Origin of the sequence: Variovorax sp. PBL-H6 (assembly GCF_901827155.1) — a bacterium.
Classification (GTDB): Bacteria; Pseudomonadota; Gammaproteobacteria; order Burkholderiales; family Burkholderiaceae_C; genus Variovorax.
In genome coordinates this window covers 4,184,372-4,207,466 of the sequence record NZ_LR594659.1, presented here as the reverse complement: position 1 = coordinate 4,207,466, position 23,095 = coordinate 4,184,372, and the positions used below count along the sequence as shown (strand labels likewise).

15 protein-coding genes are annotated in these 23,095 nt (G+C 64.1%); 6 read left to right on the top strand and 9 right to left on the bottom strand.

All coding sequences use genetic code 11. From position 1 onward, the window contains the following. Nucleotides 1-7: 7 nt before the first annotated feature. The 5 genes from trbF (at nt 8) to G3W89_RS19875 (ending at nt 5,209) form a co-directional block, all read left to right on the top strand. Nucleotides 8-715 carry a conjugal transfer protein TrbF gene (trbF, locus tag G3W89_RS19895; RefSeq protein WP_162575802.1) on the top strand — a complete coding sequence of 236 codons (708 nt, stop codon included), beginning with the start codon at nt 8-10 and terminating at the stop codon, nt 713-715. 41 nt (nt 716-756) lie between these two features. Then, complete coding sequence (gene trbG, locus G3W89_RS19890; RefSeq protein WP_443083212.1) at nt 757-1,740, top strand: P-type conjugative transfer protein TrbG; 984 nt, start codon at nt 757-759, stop codon at nt 1,738-1,740. Beyond that, a complete protein-coding gene (locus tag G3W89_RS19885) occupies nt 1,737-2,996 on the top strand; it encodes a TrbI/VirB10 family protein (protein ID WP_162575800.1) in 1,260 nt (419 codons plus the stop codon). The genes trbG and G3W89_RS19885 overlap by 4 nt, the downstream gene beginning before the upstream one ends. Further along, on the top strand, nt 2,993-3,262 hold the full coding sequence (locus tag G3W89_RS19880; RefSeq protein ID WP_162575799.1) for a DUF2274 domain-containing protein: 270 nt from the start codon (nt 2,993-2,995) through the stop codon (nt 3,260-3,262). Before G3W89_RS19885 ends, G3W89_RS19880 begins: the two co-directional genes overlap by 4 nt. A 408-nt stretch (nt 3,263-3,670) precedes the next feature. After that, a complete protein-coding gene (locus G3W89_RS19875; protein ID WP_232076649.1) occupies nt 3,671-5,209 on the top strand; it encodes a DNA cytosine methyltransferase in 1,539 nt (512 codons plus the stop codon). A 214-nt stretch (nt 5,210-5,423) separates the two neighbouring features. On the opposite strand, the gene G3W89_RS19870 is transcribed toward G3W89_RS19875, so the two are convergent. The 9 genes from G3W89_RS19870 to G3W89_RS19825 form a co-directional block, all read right to left on the bottom strand. Further along, nucleotides 5,424-7,256, bottom strand: a complete 1,833-nt coding sequence (locus G3W89_RS19870) for a hypothetical protein (protein ID WP_162575797.1) — start codon at nt 7,254-7,256, stop codon at nt 5,424-5,426. Between the two features lie 2 nt (nt 7,257-7,258). Beyond that, nucleotides 7,259-7,717, bottom strand: coding sequence for a very short patch repair endonuclease (locus G3W89_RS19865; protein ID WP_162575796.1), 459 nt, complete (start codon nt 7,715-7,717; stop codon nt 7,259-7,261). A gap of 23 nt (nt 7,718-7,740) precedes the next feature. Next, a complete protein-coding gene (locus tag G3W89_RS19860; protein ID WP_162575795.1) occupies nt 7,741-9,261 on the bottom strand; it encodes a hypothetical protein in 1,521 nt (506 codons plus the stop codon). 43 nt (nt 9,262-9,304) lie between these two features. Continuing rightward, nucleotides 9,305-11,074, bottom strand: coding sequence for an AIPR family protein (locus G3W89_RS19855; protein ID WP_162575794.1), 1,770 nt, complete (start codon nt 11,072-11,074; stop codon nt 9,305-9,307). A 2-nt stretch (nt 11,075-11,076) separates the two neighbouring features. Continuing rightward, nucleotides 11,077-12,060, bottom strand: coding sequence for a PD-(D/E)XK motif protein (locus G3W89_RS19850; protein WP_232076648.1), 984 nt, complete (start codon nt 12,058-12,060; stop codon nt 11,077-11,079). A 10-nt stretch (nt 12,061-12,070) separates the two neighbouring features. Continuing rightward, entirely contained in the window at nt 12,071-15,019 is a 2,949-nt protein-coding gene (locus G3W89_RS19845) for a Z1 domain-containing protein (RefSeq protein ID WP_162575792.1), read from the bottom strand. Then, nucleotides 15,016-16,509, bottom strand: a complete 1,494-nt coding sequence (locus G3W89_RS19840) for an ATP-binding protein (RefSeq protein ID WP_197893570.1) — start codon at nt 16,507-16,509, stop codon at nt 15,016-15,018. Before G3W89_RS19840 ends, G3W89_RS19845 begins: the two co-directional genes overlap by 4 nt. Further along, a complete protein-coding gene (locus G3W89_RS19835) occupies nt 16,506-19,103 on the bottom strand; it encodes a sigma-70 family RNA polymerase sigma factor (RefSeq protein ID WP_162575791.1) in 2,598 nt (865 codons plus the stop codon). The genes G3W89_RS19840 and G3W89_RS19835 overlap by 4 nt, the downstream gene beginning before the upstream one ends. A gap of 746 nt (nt 19,104-19,849) precedes the next feature. Further along, the gene (locus tag G3W89_RS19825) at nt 19,850-20,971 is read right to left on the bottom strand and encodes a DUF4062 domain-containing protein (protein ID WP_162575790.1); all 1,122 of its coding nucleotides are present in this window, start codon (nt 20,969-20,971) and stop codon (nt 19,850-19,852) included. Nucleotides 20,972-21,549: 578 nt separating this feature from the next. Between G3W89_RS19825 and G3W89_RS19820 the strand changes: the two genes are divergently transcribed. Next, on the top strand, nt 21,550-22,845 hold the full coding sequence (locus tag G3W89_RS19820) for a hypothetical protein (RefSeq protein WP_162575789.1): 1,296 nt from the start codon (nt 21,550-21,552) through the stop codon (nt 22,843-22,845). Nucleotides 22,846-23,095 lie beyond the last annotated feature (250 nt).

Here is a 23,095-nt window from a genome sequence, read left to right as displayed (position 1 = left end):
ACCCTTCATGAGATTCAAACGACCCCTGGTGCGCTACGCAGATACGCCAGCGCCCGTCACCCCCTACCAGGCCGCCGCGCAGGCGTGGGACGAGCGAATCGGCTCTGCCCGCGTGCAGGCGAAGAACTGGCGCCTGATGGCCTTCGGCTGCCTAACGCTGGCGCTGTTGATGGCCGGCGGTCTCGTCTGGCGCTCCGCGCAGTCCATCGTCACCCCCTATGTGATCGAGGTCGACCAGGCGGGTCAGGTGCGCACAGTCGGCGAGGCCGCCACGCCGTACCGCCCAGGCGATGCGCAGATCGCGCACCACCTTGCGCGCTTCATCAACGATGTGCGGTCCCTCTCCATCGACCCCATCGTCGTGCGGCGCAACTGGCTCGAAGCCTACGACTACGCCACCGACCGGGGCGCCGCCACGCTCAACGACTACGCGCGCACCAACGATCCGTTCTCGCGAATCGGCCAGAACTCGGTGGCGGTGGAAGTCACCAGTGTCGTGCGCGCCAGCGATTCGTCGTTCCAGGTGCGCTGGATCGAGCGGGCCTACGTCAACGGCGCACCGGCCACCACCGAGCGCTGGACCGCGGTGCTGTCCATCGTGCTGCAGCCGCCGCGCACCGAGGAACGGCTGCGCAAGAACCCCCTGGGCATCTACGTCAACGGGCTGTCGTGGAGCCGGGAACTGGATGCCAACGAAGGAGTAAAGAAGCCATGAACCAACCGATCTCCCATTTGCGCCTTTACGTATTGCCGGCAATGCTGATCGTCGGTTTCTCCGGCTGCGCGACGCAGGGCAAGCCGTTGCCCACGATCACGCTGGACGAACCGGTGCAGGCGCAGCGCCTGCCCGATCCACCCGCGCCGGTCGAAGTGGTGGAGGTCGCCAAGCCCTTGCCGCTGCCGGCGCAGATGAAGGCGCTGCCAGCGGAAGATGCCCCACCGCCGGCACCCGAGCCCACCGACGAGAAGCTGCGCGTGTCCAGGGCCAACGACGAGGCCCGCATCGCGCCTTCACGCGAGGGCTACGTCAACGCGATCCAGATCTGGCCCTTCAGCGACGGCGCGCTGTACCAGGTCTATACGAGCCCAGGGCGCGTCACCTTGATCGCGCTGCAGGAAGGCGAGGAACTGGTGACCGTTTCGGCCGGCGACACTGTGCGCTGGATCGTGGGCGACACGACCAGCGGCACCGGCTCGGCGCAGCGCGTGAACGTGATGGTCAAGCCCACGCGCACGGGGTTGAAAACCAACATGGTTATTACCACCAATCGGCGGACCTACTTGGTTGAGCTGTCATCGACTCCGCAGGCCTGGATGGCCTCGGTGTCCTGGGACTACCCGAAAGATCGCATGCTGGTGCTGCAGAAGCAGGCGCGCGAGGCGCAGGCCGCGGCGCCGGTGGACGCGGGCCTGTCGCTGGAAAACATTCGCTTCCGCTATGCGATCGGCGGCGACAGCCCGCCTTGGAAGCCGCTGCGCGCCTTCGACGATGGACAGAAGGTCTACATCCAGTTCCCTGGCGGCATTGCGCAGGGCGAGCTGCCGCCGCTGTTCGTCATCGGGCCGCAGGGCGATGGCCAGCTCGTGAACTACCGCTTCCGCGCGCCGTACTACGTGGTGGATCGACTGTTCGGCGCGGCTGAGTTGCGCTTGGGCGGCTACAAGGGCGGCAAGGCCGAGGTGGTGCGCATCGACCGCACCGACGGCGTGGTGCGCGCCGGTGGGGGCAGCGGCTCATGAGCGAAGCTGCCGTTGTTCCGCCAAAGGCCGATCCCGAAACGATGGCGTTGCGCGCATCGCCACGCCCGGTGGTTCGGCTGAATCGCCGCATGCTGGCGGTCATCGCCGGCGCGCTGGCCGCCATGGTGCTCGGCGCGACGCTGTGGTCGCTGCAGCCGCACAAGCGCGAGCGCAATGCAGCTCCCGAGCTGTACAACGTCGATCGCGTGGCCAAGGCCGAGAGCCTGGACCAGTTGCCCAAGGACTATGCCGGTCTACCGGCACGGCCTGCCGTGCCCCAACTGGGCGAGCCGCTGCCGGGCGACCTGGGACCGGCCATCGTAAAGTCGCAGCAGCCGATGGAGACTCGCGTGCCGGGCGGCGGTGTCGACCCGGCGCATGCGGCGCAGCTGGCGGCCGAAGAGGCAGCGCGCTCGGGGGTGTTTTTCCGTGCGTTCGGCGGCGCCGGGGCCAAGCCTGCCCAAGCCGCGCCTGCCGGCGAGGTCCGCGCCGCGCAGCCTTTCGATGCGCTGGCTGGTGCCCCGGCGCCCGCGGCGGCGGGGGCGCAGCCCGCCGATCCCACCGCGGTGCAGAGCCGCCAAGACCAGAAGGAAGCATTCGTCGCCAAGGCGGGCGACCCGGCTACGCGCAACCCCGGCAACCTGCAACTGCCGGCCTCGCCGTACCAAGTCATGGCGGGCACCATCATTCCTGCCGCGCTGGTGACAGGGGTTATCTCCGACCTGCCGGGGCAGGTGATCGCCACCGTGACGGAGGCGGTCTATGACACCGCCGCAGGGCGCCATCTGCTGATTCCACAAGGTTCTCGCCTGATCGGCCGTTACGACAGCCAGGTAGCCTTCGGACAGCGGCGCGTGCTGCTTGTGTGGACGCGGCTGATCCTGCCCGATACGTCATCGGTGGCACTCGACCGCCTGCCCGGTATCGACCCAGCCGGCTATGCAGGGTTGGAGGATGGGGTCGATTGGCATTGGGACCGCATCCTGGCGGGCGCGGCGCTCTCCACGCTGCTCGGCATGGGCGCCGAGCTGGCTGCGCCTGACAACCGCACGGACGGCGACCGGGTCATCATCGCCGGTCGTCAAGGCACTCAGGACACCGTCAACCAGGTCGGCCAGGAGATCACGAAGCGCAACCTGAGCATCCAGCCCACCCTCACGATCCGGCCAGGCTTCCCGATGCGTGTGATGGTCAACAAGGATCTGATCCTGCGGCCCTACCAGCCCTTGTTCTTCCAGCGGGGATCGTTGCAATGAGTGTGAACAAGCTGCGGCTCGGACCGTTGCCCAAGAGCGAACCAGTCAAGCTCACCGTGACGCTGTCGGCAGAGCTGAAGGCCACACTGGACCGTTACGCGGTGCTGCACGCGCAGACCTACGGTGAGCGGGTGGACGCGGCGGCACTGGTGCCGCACATGCTGGAGGCGTTCATGGCGCGGGATCGGGGATTCAGGAAGATGGGAGACAACGGATCGTTCTCGCCATTGCAAGCAAACCGCCACTCCCCACAGCATGACGCCTGAACATGAAGCGAACCGGATTGGACTGCGGCACGTACTCTCGCACTGCGTTGGGAGATGAGGGGCTACAGCTTGTCGGCGGGTGTCGTCCGCGCTTCGCCGTGCGGGTTTCGGGGGGCAGAGACGTCCCGGCCAAGGACGAAGTAGGCAAGCAAATTTGCAGATCGTTCATCGCTGTCTCTTTTGGGCCAAATCGGCTTAGTTCAGCAAGCGTGCGGAGTTCCCATGAGGAGGGTCGAGCGTTGCGCAGTCATCGGTATGTCCCTGGCTGGTACGGGTAAAATATAAATTATTGAAATTGGGTCCGGGCATGTCGCTGCCGGACCCTTTTTCGCTCCAGCGTGCGCATTTTTAAAGTCTTCATATTGAACACGAGCAAAAGAACTGATGTCGCGGTGCAGTGAGATTCCGGTGATCGACTTGTTCGCCGGACCAGGGGGGCTATGCGAAGGCTTTTCGTCTGTTTTTGACGGGAGTGGCGCGCGGCGCTTCGCCGTCAAGGTCTCCGTCGAGATGGACCCCGTGGCCCACCGAACGCTGCTGCTGCGGTCGATCTTCCGCAAGTTCCCCAGGGGCGAGGTCCCGAGTTGCTACTACGACTACATCAGCGGGAAGATCACGCGCGAGGCGTTTCTGGCCCATTCCGACATCAAAGATGCGGCTGAGCGTGCTGGCAATGAGGCGCGCTGTGCGGAGCTCGGTGCGACTCCAGCCAAGGAGGTGGACGGCTGGATTCGGGAAGCCCTGGGCAACCAGACCGACTGGGTACTTATCGGCGGCCCGCCGTGCCAGGCCTACTCGCTGGCTGGGCGTTCACGTCTGCGCAGCAAGGACCCGAAAAAGTTCGAGGCTGACGCCAAGCACTTCCTCTACACCGAGTACCTGCGCATCATCCAGGAATTCGCACCGGCCGTCTTCGTAATGGAGAACGTCAAGGGGATGCTCAACTCCACCAACTCCGGCAAGCGCATCTTTGAGCAAATCCTCGGCGACCTCAAATCGCCGCGGGAGGATCTGAGCTACGAAGTCAGGTCACTTGTTGTCCACAAGAAAGAGGGGGAGGAGCTAGACCCGAACGACTATGTGATTGAGGCCGATGACCACGGCGTCCCGCAAAGCCGCCATCGGGTGATCCTTTTTGGCGTCCGCTCCGACGTGGCAAAAGCGACCCCGGCGCTGACTGAAAGTCCTGAGCGCTTCCTGCTGACGAAGCTCAAGAAAAAGGTCGGCGTGAGCGCCGCGCTCGCGGGTCTTCCAGAGTTGCGTAGCCGGTTGTCCAAGGAGCCGGACTCCCAAGAGGCATGGATGAAGGCCCTGCGGGAGTCTCCCTTGGCGCTCAAAGGGTGGCGCGTTCCCGCGCGCAACGTTATCGAGGCAGCCATGGAGAAGTTCATCAAGAAGGCCGAAAAGCACGCCACCTTTGGCTCGACCTTCATCCCCATGGCAGTCGATCCGGGGGAGGCTATGCCTAAGATCCTGCGCGAGTGGTATCTCGACTCCAAGGTGGGCGGCGTCCTCCAGCACGAGACGCGCAGCCACATGCGATCGGACCTACACCGCTACATGTTTGCGGCGTGCTTCGCGGCTACTCAGAAATATGCCCCGGACCTGCGCAACTTCCCGCCGAGGCTCTTGCCCGACCATGTGAACGTGGACGAGGAGACGATCCCATTCAAAGACCGCTTCCGCGTGCAGATGGGCAAGCATCCGTCATCGACGGTGGTGGCCCACATCAAGAAAGATGGGCACTACTACATCCACCCGGACCCAGCGCAATGCCGAAGCCTGACGGTGCGCGAGGCCGCCCGCCTGCAGACTTTTCCCGACAATTACTTCTTCGAGGGAAACCGCACCGAGCAATACGGGCAGATCGGCAATGCGGTCCCGCCACTGCTGGCCAAGCAGATCGCGGAGATCATCTATGCCTTCATGTCGTCGCCGCGCAAGTAGGCGGCAGGCGCTGCCTCCGCCTTTGACTCGGAAGTCCCGCGACTTGGCCAGGTTCCACGCCTCGTCTTACAAGGCGTCGTCTCAGCTTGGTTGCGCTCGACCACCTTCGCATTTGCTAAGGCCCCGTGCAGTCGTGGAATCCTTGACTGAATTCGAGAGCGATGGCGGCGGCGATGTGCGTCATGCCAGTGTGGTGGCGTCGAATTAATACCCGTTATAGCGTGCGGTCGGCGGCTCCCGTGCCATCTTCCGAGCCATTGCTCTTTTCGTCTGTCCGGTTCCAAAAGTCGTGGATGTTGAGCGTCTTGTCGGCGATCCGAATTACTGCCGGCATCGGATGTACGGTGGGAACTTGCCCGTGCTCTTCGATCAGCCGAGCGTGAACGTCTCGCAAAGACCAAGCGGAAGGGCCGACCTCCATGCGCGCGCGAACGAACTGCGGCCAGACGCCCATGGCCAAGTCTGCGACGTCAGTCTTGATGCCATAGCCTTGCGTGCGGACCGACGACCTCGAAATAGCGAAGAGCAGCACACCTTTGACGGCCTCGCGCCTCTTCTGCTTTAGCCGCAGCGACCTGTCGAGCGCCGAGGGGCCGTGCTCCTCTATCCACGACTTGACCTTTGCCGACCAGTCCACCAGCTCTGCCGAGAGGTTGGCGGCCTTGCTGCGAAGCTGGCGCACGTCGTTGGTGGAGTAGTCCTGCCACTTCAACTGAAATAGGCCGACGTCTCCCGTGAGTTTGTCGTAGATGATTGCGTCGATGTCCGTGAGGACCGCGCCGCCTCGGCGAAGTTTCAGGTTGCCGGGGAAGCGGATATAGCGATTTCCACCGAACACCCCAAAGAGCTGCTCGCGCATCCAATCCTCGCGGTCGGCGGCGACGGCGTGCTCTGTGCGCGGGTCCAACCACTGATGCTGGGTTCTGGCTGCCGTGAACGGGTTTCGGGTGAGGCACGAGACCGGCCGCAAGATGAACCCATTGCCTAGGTCGAAGAGCAGTGGAATCAGTGGCGTGGAGTGTCCGGCGAGCTTCTTGGATTGCTCTGATGTCATCGCCAGAGCATTGAAGACTGCATGGACCACTGGCTTTGGGCGTCCACTCATGATGGAGATCGACTCTTCGAGCGGGTCTCTTGGCCCCCAAATAGTCAAGCTTTGAGCAACCGACACCTCGGGGAAAAGCTTCTTGGCGACCGACACGCAGCCGAAGTGTTTGGCATGAAGGCTAATGAGCGCCGCGCCGACGCCCGCGATATCCGCGCCGGTGATGGAGCCCAGTTTTGCGTCGGCATGAATGCCTGAGTCCTCGCGCCAGGGCGTGGCCAGAGCCAGCGCCTCGGCTATGTAGTGCTTGTCCACCTCGATTCGGGCGTCATACGCCACCATCACGCCATAGCCCGTGTCCCACGGCTTCACGAGCGGCTTGATGAACTCCTGGATGTCGGGTCTGAGCCAGCGCTTTACCGGCGCGTTAGCTATTGCCAGATAGTTGCCCGGCATTTCGGGGAAGCGCAAGGCATCGCGCATTGAAGCCATTGTCCAGCCAGCGCTCGATGATGGAAATCGCGCCTCGGCGGCCTTGAATTTGTCCAATTCCGAAGCATCGGCGAACTGCGTCCGCGCGTCTTCGCTCATGTGGATGTGAAACTCGTCGCCATCCCTAGCTACTTCCATGATGCCTCGTTCGCACATGTCGGCCAAGCGGCGCAGCAACGACACCTTGCCAAACTCCTGCATGAGGCCTGCAGCGAATGTGCGCGACTCTTGTGTGCTCTCCATCATGGGGAAGGCGCCGGGCTGGTCCAACGGCTCAAAGAGCTCGGCCACGGCCCTGTTCCATCCCCAATACATGAGATCGAATGACTGCGCGACTTTTTCGTCATCGCCGATCAGGGCCGGGGCATGGGTGCCCCAGTAGTCCATAGCGCGGACCACTTCGATGAACAAGACAAAGCGGTCGAGCCTGTCGGTTGGCAACGGTTTGAGGGCTGCGGCGAGGTGAACTTCGGCCAAGTCTCGGAGGGCTTGGGTGCTTGAATCGGCCATGCTTAACCTCGTGTCGGTGCGCTGATCTCGCCAAGGGGCTCGCTGCTCTCGATCCACGAGTTCATGGCGGCTTGCAGGCCTGCGGCGGCTTCGGCGTCGCGCGTTGAGCATTCCCAGATGCACAGCACCCGCCAGCCAAGGCCTTGCAGCTTCTCGACCGCGCTGCGGTCGCGCGCCACATTCGCCAACAGCTTGGCTGTCCAGAACTCCGGCCGCGTCGTCGGCATCTTGGCGAATCGGCACCCCTGGTGCATGTGCCAGAAGCAGCCATGGACGAAAACGGCCACCTTACGCCCCGGCATCACGATGTCGGGCGCGCCAGGCAGGTCGCGCCGATGCAACCGGAAGCGGTAGCCCGAGGCGAAGAGCATCCGGCGGACGATCAGCTCGGGCTTGGTGTTCTTGCCCTGGATGCCGGCCATCATCCGGCTGCGGTCGGCGGGGGAGACGACATCAACCATGGGCTTGTACCGAATCGGCTAAATCAGCCCTTCACAGGGCCGCGCATCCGGAAATACTTCTCGACGAGATGGGGGCGCGCCGACACGAAAGCTTGAAGTAGAAAGCGATCGACCTTGCGCACTTCCACGCCGCGCTTCCCGCAGATCGAATCGACCCTGTCGTGGAGAGTGGCATCGATGTACCCGCAGGTCATCACGCCGTACCCCCCGGCATCGTATTGTTCGATCACATCGCCGATGGACTTGATGTGCTTTGGCGTCAGCGAGTCATCAGCACGGATGTGTTTGCACTGAAAGACCCACTTGACCGGGGGCCGATAGAAAGGGGGGGCGCGGTTCGTCCAGGCCACTATGTCCCGCCCGCCATCGCGTGAGCGTGACTTGCCGATCTTCTCCAGCCGGTTTCGATCAAACTGCGGCGATGTGTACAGGTAGTCCCAGCAAAGCTGCTCCAAAAGCTCATCGTCGAGCATCTCCCACGGAAGATCGGGCGCCGACTTGGCCGACCCGCCATCGTGCAGGCTTGTTGCCAGAGATTGCAGGACCTCGGCCTGAGCAGCGCGCCCCGGGGTGGGGCGCTGGTGTTCGCTAAAGAAGACGATGGTGAATCCGGAGCACCTGAGTGCGGCAAACCCCGACAAATCGCCGACCCAAGCGGACGGCTCGTCATCGGAACCGGCGACCCGCCCTTCGAAGGCAATGAGGTCATACGAGTCCGGCTCGGACTGCGTACGTCGAACAAACTCATCGCCGCAGGCGATCGCCTGAGTGACGAGCTCTGACGGAACACCGACAACTACATGCCCGCCAATGAAACTGGCCTCTTGCTCGGTCATGACCATCCGTGCAGGCAGGAGCGCTTCACCGCTGTAACCCGCGCTCTCGAGCACCTCTGCGAGTAACGCGTCCGCCGGTAGGATCAACTCGCCATCCGACAAAAGAACGGCCCGACCACCTGCGCGGATGGACCTACTAACGAAGAAACCATACCGCCGTTCCGGGTGGCGCTGAAGATGCTCCCTCAGCGCCTCGGGGTCCTCCCACTCTCCATACGACATGATCAGGTTGCCGACGTAGTGATCGGCGATCTCGGGGAACAGGAGTTCGCTCTGTTCCAGGGATTCCCCGTAGTCGTATCGCGCTTCCCGGATTTGCTCGAATTCTCCGCGCAGACCATCGGTCTCGTGATCGGGATAGTCGACGAATATCGCCATCCGCGCGAGTTCCAGCGCCATGGCATGCGGGTCGTAGCTGTCAAGTTCAAGCCGGATCACATTCAAGTGCGCGACCTTCGTCCACGACATCGATCGTCGTGTCGCATAGGCGCCAAGACGCTCGGCGATAAGGGACGCGTCCAGAAAGTCATCGGCCAGATCCAGATGCGAGTTCGAACTCCCGACGGAGGGGAGCGGGACGTCAACGGCAAACGCACGACCCGAGGAGACAGCGAGCAAGAACTCCGTGACGACGTCGGTCAGCGTCTGAGCGTCGTTGGGCAACTCTAGTTTCACCGCCGACTGCGCGGCGTCATTTGCTTCAGGCATGTGCTTCGTGGAGAAGATTTCGAGCGGATCCTTACGAATCAGCCTATTTCACTTCCGGGATGTTGGTGGCCGGGGCCGAGTAGCTCGCGCCCATCACGGCCTCCTTGCACTCGGGCCGCTTGGCCCACTCGGACACCATCTTGCCGCCGGACGACGAGTGCAGAACGTCATTGACCTCCTTGGCCCACACGGCAATTTGCGCGAGCAGCTCGGGAGACGCCGCCTGTTTGGCCCAGATGCGCTCGAGATCGATGCGGTCGCCGAGCTTCTCGGCCACGAGCGACACCGTGTAGGCGGTCACGTTGGCTTGGAAGGCCTGGAACATCGGCCGCAAGAGCTTCTGCGCGTCGCGGTAAATCTTCGCCTTGGCGATCATGGCCTTGAAGTCGGCGACGCTGGGCAGCGGCGCCTCTTGGCCGTCGGCCGGCGTCAGTCCCGCCATGAACTTGTCAAAGTTCTTCTGCGAGCCGAGGCTGACGATGTCGGGCTTCTTATCCCAGGCGGTGATGTATTTGGCCAAGTCGGTCTTGGTGACGCGGCGGGCCGTCGGGATCGCCTCCTTCAAGGCTTTGAGCTTGGCTGGCGTGGTGCCCTCGCGGGCGAGCAGCGTGTTGTAGCTGCCCGAGGCGCGCTCGTAGAACCATTGGCCGACGCCGTCGGGGCAGTAGACCGAGCGCGAGAGCTTCTCGATCTCGACATGGAAAGGCTTGTTGGCCGACAGGTCCGATTGCCGCACGGCGTTCTGGCTGTTGGCGAAGCGCGAGATGTCCGAGACGAGGGCCTCTTCCTTGGCCGAGTCCTGCGCGCGCATGACGATGATCTTGGCTGGCACCCGCACGCGGCTGAGGTCCGTGTCGGGATACTTCTTCTTGGCGAAGTAGATCGACGCGGTGGTTTGCCCGCCGTTGACGATTTGGAGGCCTTTGAGCCAGGCGATGCCGGCGGAGCCGTCGCCGGGCTTGCCCAGGCGCATCTCGTCGGCCACGATGACGATGCCATTGTTGTAGGCCATGAATCGCTCGGGGGCCGAGCGCAGCGTGTTCTGGATGCCGGCGTTGACGCCCTTGCCCTTGACGCTGAGGAACGACCGCACGTTGGCTTCGAGCAGGCGCGCGCCGAACTTCTCGTAGAGCAGGCGCAGCGCCTCAGCAGGGATCGCCGTGAGGGCGTAGTCGTAGTCGTCGCTCTCGCCGGGCACAAACACGCAGGGCAGAGGCGCGCCCGAGACTTCGGTGAAATCGACCACGAGCTCATCGCGCGGCTTGCCCTCGGACCAGTGGCGGTGCAGCCGCTCGATGTCCATCACTTCCAGGCGCACGGCCTTGCCGCCGATGTCGCGGGTCTTGAAGCTCTTGGACTTGGCGACGCGGTCGGTGATGACGTAGACGCGGATTTGCTCCAAGTCGTCGTAGATGGCCTGAAGTGTCTCGGCGAGCGAGCGCACATCGCTGGACGGATCGAGCTTCGGCGCCATCTTGCCCTCGGCGCAAAGCGTCAGAAAGCGCAGGCACTGCTCGACGGCGGTCTTGGTCTCCGCGTCCGGCACGGGCGTCGGGACATCGACGTTGGCGTAGAGGCTCACGAACAAGTCGAGCTGGTCGCTCTCCTCGGACAGCGAGTAGCCGCTCAGGCGCAGGTTGGCGTTGCCCACCTTGCCCTCGAAGTGGCACTCGACCGGCTCGAACGTCATGCCGATGTCCGACATGTGGTCCATCACGATGCCGGAGAACACCAGTTCCTCATACAGCGCGCCGTCTCGCATCTGCGAGCGGACGGCGGCCTGCGTCTCGCGCAGGAATTCAGGCAAATTCATTCTTAGATCGCTCCCAGCTTCTTCAATGCGTCCTCGGCGCCGACGTTGTCGCCCGGCGCCTTGTCGAGGTCGATTTCATACATGGCCTTAATGATGCCCGCAGGCACCGAGCCCGCGGTCATGCGGGGGAAGTTGGCCCCGACCTCCACGACGCGCGTGCCGGCCTGCTCGAACTTTCTTGGATAGCGGTCGGCATGGGAGTCGATGTAGCCGGCCGCGAGCAGGCGCTCGGACAGCAGCCGCTCAGCCTCTCCATCGCCCTTGATCGCCTGCCGCATGGCCTCGACGATGTTCGGCAGGTTCTGTCCACCCTCCGATTGCCGAAGGCGCGCGCCGGCCACGAAGAGGGGTTGGCGCGTGGAGTCGTCGAGCTGCTCGAGCGAGCCGATCCGCGCGGGGAATCCCGCCGCCGACAGCGTGGCCTTAACCTCCAAGGCTCCCGTGCCGATCCGGAAGTCCTGGATGCCGTCGAGCGGCCCCACCCATGACTCGATGGCCGTAGCGGGAGCCACGCCCGCCTCGATGATGGCCCGCAGCAGCGCGAGCTCACCGACGAGGCCGACCTCGGCCTCGGGGCTCAGCGCCTGGCTCCCCTTGCGCATGAACTCCTGCCAAGCTCCGACGCGGCCGATGAAGACGCGCAGGAGCTTGGCTTCGTCGGAGCCGGCCGCGACCGAGTCGTCCAGAGCGCCCACGACATCGCATGCCATGGACGCGAAGAGCTCCGCGCTGCCTGCCGACTTGCGGGTAAGCGCGAGCCAAAGCTTGCCGCTGCCGTCAGGGTCGGCGCGCTCGACGGCAAAGCCCTGGCCCTCGGGCAGCTTGTCGGCGGGGGCGAGCTTCGCGCTCGGAAAGCACACCAAAACCGCCTCGGCGTTGTCCGGCGAGCGTCGGCCAGCCCGCAGCTGCAGCGGCCCGGAGGAGGGCAGGGCGATGGCTTGCCAGCCAGGCTCGGCATCGGCGCTGGTGAGCGACGACCAAGCCATCAAAAATTCGTTACTCGGACGGGCCATATTCCTGCATCCAGTAGAGGAGGTTCACTTCGTATTCCACGCGGATGCCGTTCTCGGCCGACGGGAAGGCAATGGCAAAGGCCATGATGGGCTTGTCCCAGCCGGGCACGATGAGGTTCTCGGGAGCCTTGGCCTTGCCCTTGTAGGGGGCCAGCGTGTAGAGCAGCAGCAGGCCGCGGTCGGCGTCGCCGCCAAGCCGGTCGCGAGCCTCCCGGATGCCCTTGCCACTGGGGCTCGTGGGCGGGTTGATGCGGTCCCGCGCAGGGTCTGGCTTCCATGCCGCGCGGGTGCGGGCGAGGGCGTCGCGCCACACATCGTCGTCGATGTCGATGCCCTCGTCCTTGGGGTCGGTGAGCACGCCGATGGCGAACATCGCCGGGTCCTTCACGCCCGGTGGATCGGGATCGTCCGTCTTGCGCGTTTGCAGCGACTTCGGTTCGAAGCCGCCAGGGAAGGCATGGGGCTCGCCAACGCCATCGCCGCCAGAGAGCAGAGCGACGCTCCACTGCTTCAACTTGCCGATGTCGAGCATCTTGGTGATGAAGTCGGAGAGAACCGCGGCTTTGGCGCTGGTGGCGTTCGGGTGGGTCGTATAGGCAGCCAAGAACGCCAGAATGTGGGGCGCGTCCACGTCCTGCCAAAGGCGCGCGCCGGGCCAGGAGTCGGCCTCGCCGTCTCGCGGGTATTTCGGCGCGTCCACGAACTTCGTTCCGAGGGTCGCGACCAGCGCGTCGGTCGCGTCGAGGTTCGCCTGTTGGATCGCCGCGTTGCGGTGGAAGAGGATCGTCTGCGGGCGCGTGCCGCTGTAGGTCAGCGAAAGCGTCTGCGCGTTGCGCATCTTCAAGGGCGACGTGACCGTGAGAGTCTCGTGCGACATGACCTTGAGGCCGTATTGCTCGGGCGTGAGCTTGGCCTTGGCCATGAAGTCGAACTCTTCGCGCAGCTCCTCGGAGGCGTCGGCGATGTGGCCGAACCACCTGACCAGGTCCGGCGACGTGTAGAGCCGGCAGAGGTCCAGGTATCCCGTGCGATAGCCGAACCAGCGGCCCATCTGCATCAGCGTGTCATACATCTTCGTCGTCCGAACGAAGTAGCTGGTGCAGAGGCCTTCGAGCGTCAGGCCGCGAGCGAGCTTGTCGCCGCCGACCGCGATGACCTTGAGGGCGGCGCCAGGCGTGGCGTAGTCGAGCGCGTCCTTGGCCATGCCGTTGATCGAGCGCACGTCGATGTCGTCGAGCACGTCGGGCAGCTTGGCGAGCACGTCGTCCCAGGAGGGCATCGGCGGAGGCAGCTCTTCGGGCGTCGAGAGCGAGGCGACCTTTTCGCGTGTCGGGACGAAGTCCTCGTCCCAGAGCCCGCGCATCTGCGCGAGCAGCTCGTCCGCGTCGCTGCCGCGGGTGATCTTCTGGCGCATCCGGCGCACGGTCTCCTCGACCTGCTCGCGCACATGGTCCTGCACCGCCACGTAGCGGGTGACATGGATCAGCATGGAGCTGTGCTCGAGCCCTTGGCCGCGCAGCTCGCGAACCGCGCAGGCGAGGACGAAGGAGTGGATCGCCTCGCGCAGGGACCGGGGAATCGTCTCTTGGCCGTTGTGGACCGGAACGTGGGTCTTCTTGTGCTTGGGCGGCATCCAACCCGCCTCGGCCTCCGGGTCGTAGTGGTCGAGGATGCTGCGCGAGAGCGGCAGCGCGCCGACGCGGCCTTCCTTGGTCAGCTTGCCGAACATGCGGGCGGGGCCGACGTAGTTCGACGGCGCCGCTAGGTTGATGATGAAGGCTTTGGGAAAGAGGTCCGGGCCTTCGGCGATGGTCGCGCCCTTGTGGTGGATGTAGATGTTGGCAAACGGTGTGGCCGTGTAGCCGACATAGGCCTTGCGGCTGAACGAGTGCAGAACCCGGCGAATGAGGCTGTTGATGGTCTTGGGCGAGTGCTCCTCGTCCGGCGTGCCATCCTCGTTGAAGAGCTGCTCGCCCGTGTCCACCGACGCGTTGTCCGCCTCGTCGTCGATTACCAGCAGCGGCAGCTTGGTGACGAGCCTCCAGTCCTTGCCGTCCGGGATCGGGTGCTGGAGCGGGAGCGAATAGAGGAGCGGGTTGGGCTTGTCGGCCACCCGCTTCTGAATCCACTTGAGCAGCTCGGTCAGGACGGTCTTTTGCTTCTTGACCACGAACACCCAGGGCCGCTCCTCGGGCGAGATGCCGTTGAAATGCTTGGCGATGGCCTTGCTGAAATCTCCGTTCTCCGCGCGCGTCGTCGCCGAGTTGGTTTTGAGGTCTTCGCCAAACGCGGCCACGCCGATGGAGGCTCCGGGATCGCCACCTTGCGTCGTCTCGTAGCCCAGGAAGCCCTCCTCGAGGCGAATCTGGGTCTGTGAGCGCAGGTTGTTGTGCAGGCCCGCGAGCACGATGATGATCTTGTAGCCGGCGTCCGCGGCCTTGTTTATGAGGCCCGTGTAGTTGCTGGTCTTGCCCGACTGCACATGCCCGACGACTAGGCCGCGCCGATCCCACGGGTCGGCCCGCAGCGGGTCTTCGAGGAGGCCCAGGATGTCGCTGGTGGATTCATCGAGGCCATCGACGACCACGTCGGAGAGCTTCGACTCCTGATAGTCGCGATAGCGGCGCCAGTAGTGCCAATCCTTCTTGCGGGCGGCGTTGAGCCACTCGATGTGGCCGGCGTCGTCCTTGAGCGTGGTGGCCTTGCCCATGCGGTGGCTGAACCGCTGGATCAGCGTGGAGACCGCCTTGGCCTCGTCAAATGGAACCGGCGGGTCGCTGGCGAACATCGCTGCGGCCAGCTTCACCTTCTCGGCGATGAAGGCTGGCGTGATCATCGACGAGTCCTTCTCCGCCTTCACCAGCCGCTGCGCGGTGGCGATGACATCTTCGAGCAACTGGACTTGCGCTGCTGCCTCTTCTGCTGCGGTCATTGTTTCCTCCCAAGTTTCACGACGAGCGCGGGATATTTTTGAAACGGCTCTGTGCGCAACATCGACTTGCGCGCCTCCTCGACGGTCAGGCCCTTGCGCTCAATGAGGTCTTCGAAGAGCACGCTGGCGACCTCGACCACCGCCGCGTTGGGCTCGCCCTCGAAGCCCGTGCGCGGCGTCTCCTTGTTCTCGGCCGTGTCCAGCCAGATGCGCTGCACCGGCACGGTCTCCTCGATCACCCGAAGCATCGACTTCACCAGCGGGGCGAGCGCGCCCGCGCTCTCCAAGACGGCGGACACCGACGGATGCGCCTCGTCGATGCGGTATCGCATCCCGGCCTTGACCCGCTCGACGCGCCAGGCCTGCTCAATAGGGACGTTGCCCTTGGCGGGAGCGGGCGTGCCTCGGTAGGCGAACACGCGCCGCGCGCGCTCGCGGGTGTTCTCGGCCAGCAGGGTGAGCCACGGCCGCAGCGACACGGGCGGACGGGCCGTCGATTTGCGGACGTCGATCTTCCAGTCCGCGTCGGCCGTGTTCGGAATGTCGAGCCGGATGCGCGCCAAGCGATGGGCCTCCTCGCGGTTCCACGCGCGCGAGCCGCCGAGGCCAAGCCAACCGCCCGCGACCAATAGCCGCTCGTTGCGGTAGACGTAGAAGCCTTGCTGCGCGGTCCAGCCGGCCGGGCCGGCGTTGTCGTCATACTCGGCGGCCGTCAGCTTGTCCCGATGCGGCAGGACATGCGCCTGCGCTGTGACCGAGCCGTAGTCGGTGGCTTGATGGGTGGGTGGCGACGCCCACGGCTTCGCGGGGTGTCCCGTCATGAAGGGGTCCCACGGGGCGACGACCCGGCCGTTGATGAGCAGTTTGAGCTTAGGCCGCGGCCCTTGAAGCAGGCGGTGGAAGATCATCGCCACGTGGGACTCGACGGTGTCGATGAGGTCGTGGAAGTCGTCGGAGGTGTAGCCGGAGGTCACTACGCGGTCCATCGACTCCCACAGCACGACCGTCCCGGCCTTCTTGCCCTTCAAGCCAGCGATGAAGGGCTTGGACCCCTGGGCCGGCCCTTCGAATAGAAGCCAGCCGCCGTCGGGATCTGCAGCGAGCTCGTCGAGGTCCCAACGCAGGCAGCTCGTGGCCCCTTTCTTGACGCTGGCGACTGTGAGCCGCCGGCATTGCGAGAAGGAGGCGGTTTTCAGGCCCATGCCGAAGCGCCCAAGGTCGTGGGCCGCCCGCGGATCGAGCGGGTTCTTGTCGCCCAGGCGCATCGCGCTCTCGAGCTCGGCGTCGTCCATGCCGCGCCCGTCGTCGAGGATCGTGATTCGGCTCTTAGAACCGTCCCATGCGAAGTCGATCCGGACTTCCGCGGCTCCGGCGGACACGCTGTTGTCGATGATGTCGGCCAAGCCCGCACCGGTCGAGTAGCCGAGGCCTCGCAGGGACTCGAGCATCGCCATCGCGCGCGGCGGCGCGCTTCTTGTCTTGGGCTTCATCGCCAATAGCCTTTCCCTGGCCAGAACTCAAACCCAAGCGCGATCAGCTTTCGGACGATCTTTCGGGAGCGGTTGTCGGGCGTGTTTGTGATGTGGACCCACAGGCGGCGCGCCTCGCCCTCGAGGTAGTCCTCGACAACGATGCCAGCCTCGCGCGTCTGGTCCAAAAGCTTGACGAGCGCCGTGGGCTCGGAGCCGACCCGCCGCTCGGGGCGTGGAGCCGCAGGAGCGGCCGGCTTCGGCTTGGGCGCGGAAGCCTTCGCGGTGGGTGGCGCGCTGACATCACCGTCGTCGTACGCCTCGCCAGTCTCGTCGGCGCCTTGCTCGGGTCTTGTAGCCGGGACAAGGCCGAGCTCAGTCAAGAATCGGTCGAGCCGCGCGGGATGCCGGAGCCGCCCCAGAGCCTTGGCCTCGATTTGCCGGATGCGCTCGCGCGTCACGTCCATCCGCGCGCCGATCTCTTCGAGCGTCATCGAGTCCTGGACGCCGATGCCGTAGCGCATGCGCACGACATTCTCTTCTTTGAGCTTGAGCGTGCTCAGGAAGTGGTCCACCGACTCGCCCAACTGGATGTCCTCGACGCATTCGACGGGATCGCGGACAGCGAACTGGTCTTTCGCGTGCACTGCGATGAGGCTGTCGATGTCAGACAGCTCGTGCAGCGGCAGCGGCTCGACGCCCAAGCGGGAGAGCGCCTCGACCTTGTGGACGGGCAGCTCGACGAGCGCCGCGATCTCTTCGAGCGTCGGGGCATGGCCATGGCGGAGCTCGAAGGCACGGGCGGCCTGCGCGATGCGCTGCGTCTGCTCGTAGACGTGGACGGGAAGGCGGATGGTCTTGCCCTTGTCGGCCACGAAGCGCCCGACCTGCTGGCGAATCCACCAAGTCGCATAGGTCGAGAACTTGAAGCCCCTGCGCCAGTCATAGCGGTCCACGGCCTTGATGAGACCGATGTTTCCTTCCTGCAGCAGGTCGTCGAGCGGCTGGCCGCTGAACAGGTATTTCTTGGCGATGGAGTAGACGAGCTTCAAGTTGGCGACGGCCATTCCGTCGCGCGCGCGCTTGTAGGCCCCCATCGCCTGGCCGAACGCGTGAGCGGCCTCGGCTTCCCCGATGAGCCCGGAGTCCGCCAGCTCCATCAGAAAGCCGCTGGTCAGGCCCAGGGAGACCAGCGCGCCGCGGCAGGCTTCCCATTTGGCCGCGTCTTGGCTCGTGCCGACGGGCAGGCCCGACAAGAGCTCCGCGTTGGCGCAAAACTGCGCCAGCTCGTCGTCGGTCTCTTTGGCCTCGAGCCCGAACTGCGAATCGGGTTCGTCTTCGGAGCTCGTGGACTCGCCCTCGGCGGCCGGCGGGTCCAATGCGGGGTCCACGTCGGCGTCAGCGTCGATCTCGACGGTGGGCGCCGCTTGCGCATCCTGGGGCTCGACTTGCGGTCCAGAGGACATCGAGCGCAGCGGCTTGGAGCCTTTAACCACTTGGCGGGCCGCCTCCAAGGTGGCGGCGATGCCTCCAGGCCACGCGGCCAGTGCGTCGAGCGCCTTCTCGAGGCCGTGCTCCATGGCTTGGCCCAAGGCGACCTCGGCCTCGGCAGTGAGCAAGGCCTCGCGCTGGAGCTCACGCTGATAGAGACGCAAAGGCTCGTTGCGTCGCGCGGCCAAGTCGTCCACGAAAGCCAAGGCGTCGGCGATTGCGTCCTCTTCGCCCGGCCTTTCATCCGGCGACACGAAGACTTCGAAGCTCTCGTGGGGCGCCGAGTACTCAAACCGCTCGTCGGTCTCGGCGCCGAGGTCGTTGACGACCATGCAAAGCAGTGCGCCGGCCTCGGCGTCGGGCTCGCCATCCTTGCCGCGCGTCAAATCCTCAATGGCGGCGTGCGGGACGCTGCCCTCGCGGATGGCGCGTAGCACGACCAGGCGCAACCGCGCGCGCGCCTCGTCATCGTCGACGCGCGGCAGTGGAGTCGCCCGGTCGGGCAGGAAGGCGTCGAAGTCGTCCCAGTCGGCCGACATGTCGATGGACTGGTGTTCGGTGATCGTCGCCTGGATTTTCACGGCGGCCACGGCGAGTGTCGGATCGCCGTCGGGGGGCGCCTGCTCCTCTTCGGCCTCCCACCCGCTGAGATCAAAGACGAGGCCATCGTCAACGACCTCTGTGGGGATCTCTGGCACGGCGGTTCCGAATGTCGTGATTGCGGCTCGGGGAGGGGACGAATCAGGCTCGCGGCCTGCTTGGTCGAATACGGAGGCGTCGTTGACGGCCTGCACGGATTGGGCGGGGGCCTGCTCGACGACTAGGGCCACGAGGCCCGCCTCTATCGCCGAGACCGCTTCAAGCGCGCGAGACGCATGGGCGATGCCAAGGGCGTCGCGCCCCGAAGGGTCGAGCAAGCGAGCGTCGGCGCCGGCGGCTAGCAGCAGCTTGCAAATGACGGCCTTGTTGCGCGCCGCAGAGAGCATGAGGGGCGTTTGGCCCTTGTCGTCGCGGGCGTCGAGGTCGTCGCCGCGGTCGATGTGAATTTGAACGGCGCTCTCGACGCCCGCCACTACGGCCATCCTGAGGAAGCGGCTCAGCGGAGGTGCGTCTTGGAGCGCCATGCCCGTCAAGCGCTCGCCATTTCCCGGAGCAACCTAACTGCTTTGCCCGTGTGCGATCGGAGGCCTGCCCTGACCCCCGATTGAAAGCGCCGGCCTTGGCCAAGCAGCGAGTTCTTGTCTGCGGCCATTTCGGCTCTATTCTGAGTTTGAATTGTTACAAATTCTACAGGGGATCACATGTGGAAACCCACTGCGTTTTCGTCATCACGAAGCAGCCGTGCGCCCGGCGCCGCCCGCTGCTTTGACTTGGTTCAAGCGACATCAGAGCGGCTGGCGCGTCGTTACGCCGGGCAGTGGCACGCACAGGTCGGTCGAACATTGCACGGTCGTATCGAAGCTCGCCGGTGCGGCACCGTCCGCAGATGGAGCCGCCGATGCTCAGCCACAGCCACAGCCACAGCCACAGCCACAGCCACAGCCACAGCCACAGCCACAGCCACAGCCACAGCCACAGCCACAGCCACAGCCACAGCCACAGCCACAGCCACAGCCACAGCCACAGCCACAGCCACAGCCACAGAAGTGGCGAGGCTCAGAGGTGTGATCGCGCTCGCGATGCATGCCCCCCTTCTTGGCCGCCATCGACGGCAAGTTCGCCTCGATGTCGTCGAGCTCGAGCGGCAGCGCGCTATCCTCGGCCTCGTTGGCTACGCGCAACCATAGGCCGTGGTGCGAGGCAGTTCGTCCTTGGGCAGGTACAGCCTGCTCCCCTGACGGAATACAGCGCGAACCGTCCCGAGGTCGCGCTACTTGTTTTTTCGCCGACGCCTGAGTGGAACCATCAGATCTTCGGCTAGGTTTGCGGCGTCGAACCGCAGGGCTGGGCGTGGCCTGTCCACCGCAACAGGCGGCTTTTCTTCTCCGCCACCAAATCCCATCGTGCCGGAGTTCGGACCGGCGTCGTCTTCGGCTTGCGTTCGCCATCCCAGGTGCTCGCTAGCGTCAATGCGGGCCGCTATGGAGACATGCGTCAGCTTCTGGGTGGGGTCGATCCGGTCAAGCGCCCAGTCGGCATAGGCGATTCCTGCAGTCAGTTGCTCGACGACAGTTTCCTGAATCAGGGCGAAACTGCCGCCGAAACCGTGGCCTCTCCGCGATTGCCGTTCGAGCGGCAGACGAAGCACAAGACCACCTTGCTCGTCAAGCTGAATTCTTGCGCCGCCCTCTTGTTCAAGATAGAGCGCAGCGCCGTCAATGTCGCTCTCCATCCCTTTGGTGCTGTCGAACAGACGGGGCTCTGAGAACAGCGCATGCTGGTGAAGGTCGTTCACCAGCTTTCGGTCTTCAAGTTCAGCAGGTCGCAGGATGCGCTGCAGCGGGCCGCCAGTGATGGCCAGGTTCAGGACTGGCGATTGAACTGAGTTGCCGTTTCGGGCCCTCGGTAGAAGGCTGACCGCCGACTGCGTGAGGACAGCGATGTCGAGAGGCGCAGCCGCGTGCGCAAGCTGGTAGTCATGGATCGCGCGCGTGATGAGATCCTTCAGCTCTTCTGCTGTTTTGAAGCCGCCTCGGAAGTAGCCTTGCTGCCAGCCCTGGACTTCGGAGACGAACTTCGTCTGCTGCGCATCGCGGGTGATGCCTTCCTGCACGAAGGCCAGCACCGGCTTCGTGTCACGCGCTTCCAAAAACTCTTCGTGCGTCGGGGACACGCCGGACGTCCCCTGAACAAATCCATACTGCTCACCGAGGATCAGGAGGACTAGCTCAGCCGACCGGACGCCCTGGAGGCATGCAACCTGCGGGGAGTTGGGCTGTGCGCCGAAATCCTCGGCCATGACCGGCTCATGACGCAGCGTCGTCACCGCAGATCGTGCGGCCTCTCGAAATGGCTCGAATCCGCGGATCAGGGAACTTATGAAGATCTTCATCTTGTCTCTCACGCTTTCTGTGCTTGGAATACAGAACAGCATATCGCGCGGCTTGGCAGAGGGGCCATAGGAGCTGCGAGCGCCGGCCAGAGATATGTGCAGATGCACGAGTCACCCATCGAATGTCGTAGGTGGGACCGGGTCGCAGCAGAACGTTCTGCGTCCTCCCATAACTGGATCCGAAAAGCAGCAGCAGGCAACGCCCGACCGCGCTCTGTCCGCGAGCACGCACTGGGCCTGAGGTCCCTGCCTTGAACTCCGACACAACCTGATCGCACCTCTTAACCGGTGGAGGTTTGGTCTATGCCACTCGTACTTCAGCCGAAGCGTAGAAAGCAAGAAGCAGCGCCATCACGGCTGCCAGCGCAGAAAAAGTAGCTTTCATCGCGATCTCCTTTCGGAACGATCACCGGCATCTGCACACTTCGAATTCCGGATGAAGCCTCTCAAGCGCGGTTTGACCTTCTTTCTTGGCCGATCCCTGATCGCGTCTTCGCGTGCCTCCTAGCCATTCGTATGGATTGTGTTGGCCGCCCCGCGGGAGTATGGTCACGGCCGCAACCCGGAGGTTGGACATCATGCGCATAGTCAAACGTCTTGCAGCCACCTGCGGGTCGCTGTTCTTCGCCTCTTGCCTCGCCGCTCAGCCCATGCTGTTTCCGCCGGGTGCCGGACCTGGCCCGAGTTCCGGACCGCCTCTCGCGCGCTGCATTGACCAGATGCGAGGTCAATCATTCATCGTGACGCAGTCACTCTATACGTTTCAGGAAAATTTCCCCCAAAACGCGGGCATTGCGGCGCGAGACCCGTCAGGCCAGATGTTCCTTCGTATGCCGGCGGCAAACCCCATGGTGGACGCATTCTTCGTCACGTGGCAAGGACAGTTGATTCAACTCAGTCTTAATTTGCCTGGGGCTGTCGTGATTGGCGGATGCCAGACATTTCAGCCAATACCTGCGCCCATACAGGTGGCCATCCCCAACTACCAATTCGCCGCAGAGGGAGGCGTGATTGCTCCTTCTGCGTCGAACGGCGTGATACCGATACCCAATCAATTCATGCGCAGTGCAGTTGGCATCTCTCCGCCCGTAAGTGCCCGGCCCGAAGATGCCGCTCAATGCCTTCAGGTTTCCGGGAGCGACAGGCAACGCTTTGTTGATTGCATGGTGCCAAAAATGATGACAGGCGATCAGGTCAAGGCCTATCAGTGCATGCGCCGTGCCCAGGACGATCAACTTTCGATGACGACCTGCCTCGCCGGAACCATGATGGGCGAGAACGAGCGTAGGGCCCTGAACCAGGCGGTCGATTGCTACAAGAAGGAAGGAGCAGACACGACAAAACTTCCACTCTGTATGGCCAACCAAAACTTCGATCCGCAGACGGCTCGTGCCGTCGCGTGTATGACCAAGCAAGCGCAGCAGGGCAATGCGTCAATGTGGGGGATTGCTGGTTGTGCTGCCGGCTCCGCGCTAAAGCTGAATCCCGAACTGACCGTCGCCGCGGAATGTGCGATGTCCAGCGGCGGACAACCTTACGCCTTCGCCGCCTGTACCGGCGGCAGACTTACCGCCATGGAACTCGACAAGTGCTTCACCATTGGCGTCGGCGGAAATGGATGCTTCGGCGACAACAACGAGATCACAAAGGGGCTTCGCGCGCTTGGCCTCGACCTTAACAGGATTGCAGGCCCGAACGGCTTCGCTCTTCAGACGTGGAATAACGCCGTTAATGACATTCAAAGGGGCCCGGGGCCGAACAACGAATTCAATCGGGCGGTGAGGACAGTTAACAACGACCTGCGCAACGGAATGGGCCCCAACAATGACATTAGGAAGTCTTTGACACGAATCGGACTCGGAGGTCTCTTCTAACGCTTCGCTCCACGCTGAAAGCCCGGCCGATGCTTGCCTGCCGCCCCGAGCCAAAGACTCGTGCCGGTGCGGACATGCGTCCCGTGCGCGCTCGCCTTCAGCGCTTCAGCATCAGTACACAGCGGATATGCAGGTAGGTGCGGATCACGCTTCGGCGTTCCTGTCGCGGCAACGCCGCGTCGACAGACGCCTCGCTCGTTGTTGAAGATCACCCGCAGCTCGGCAACGCTCGCCCTTCAGTGTCTCGATG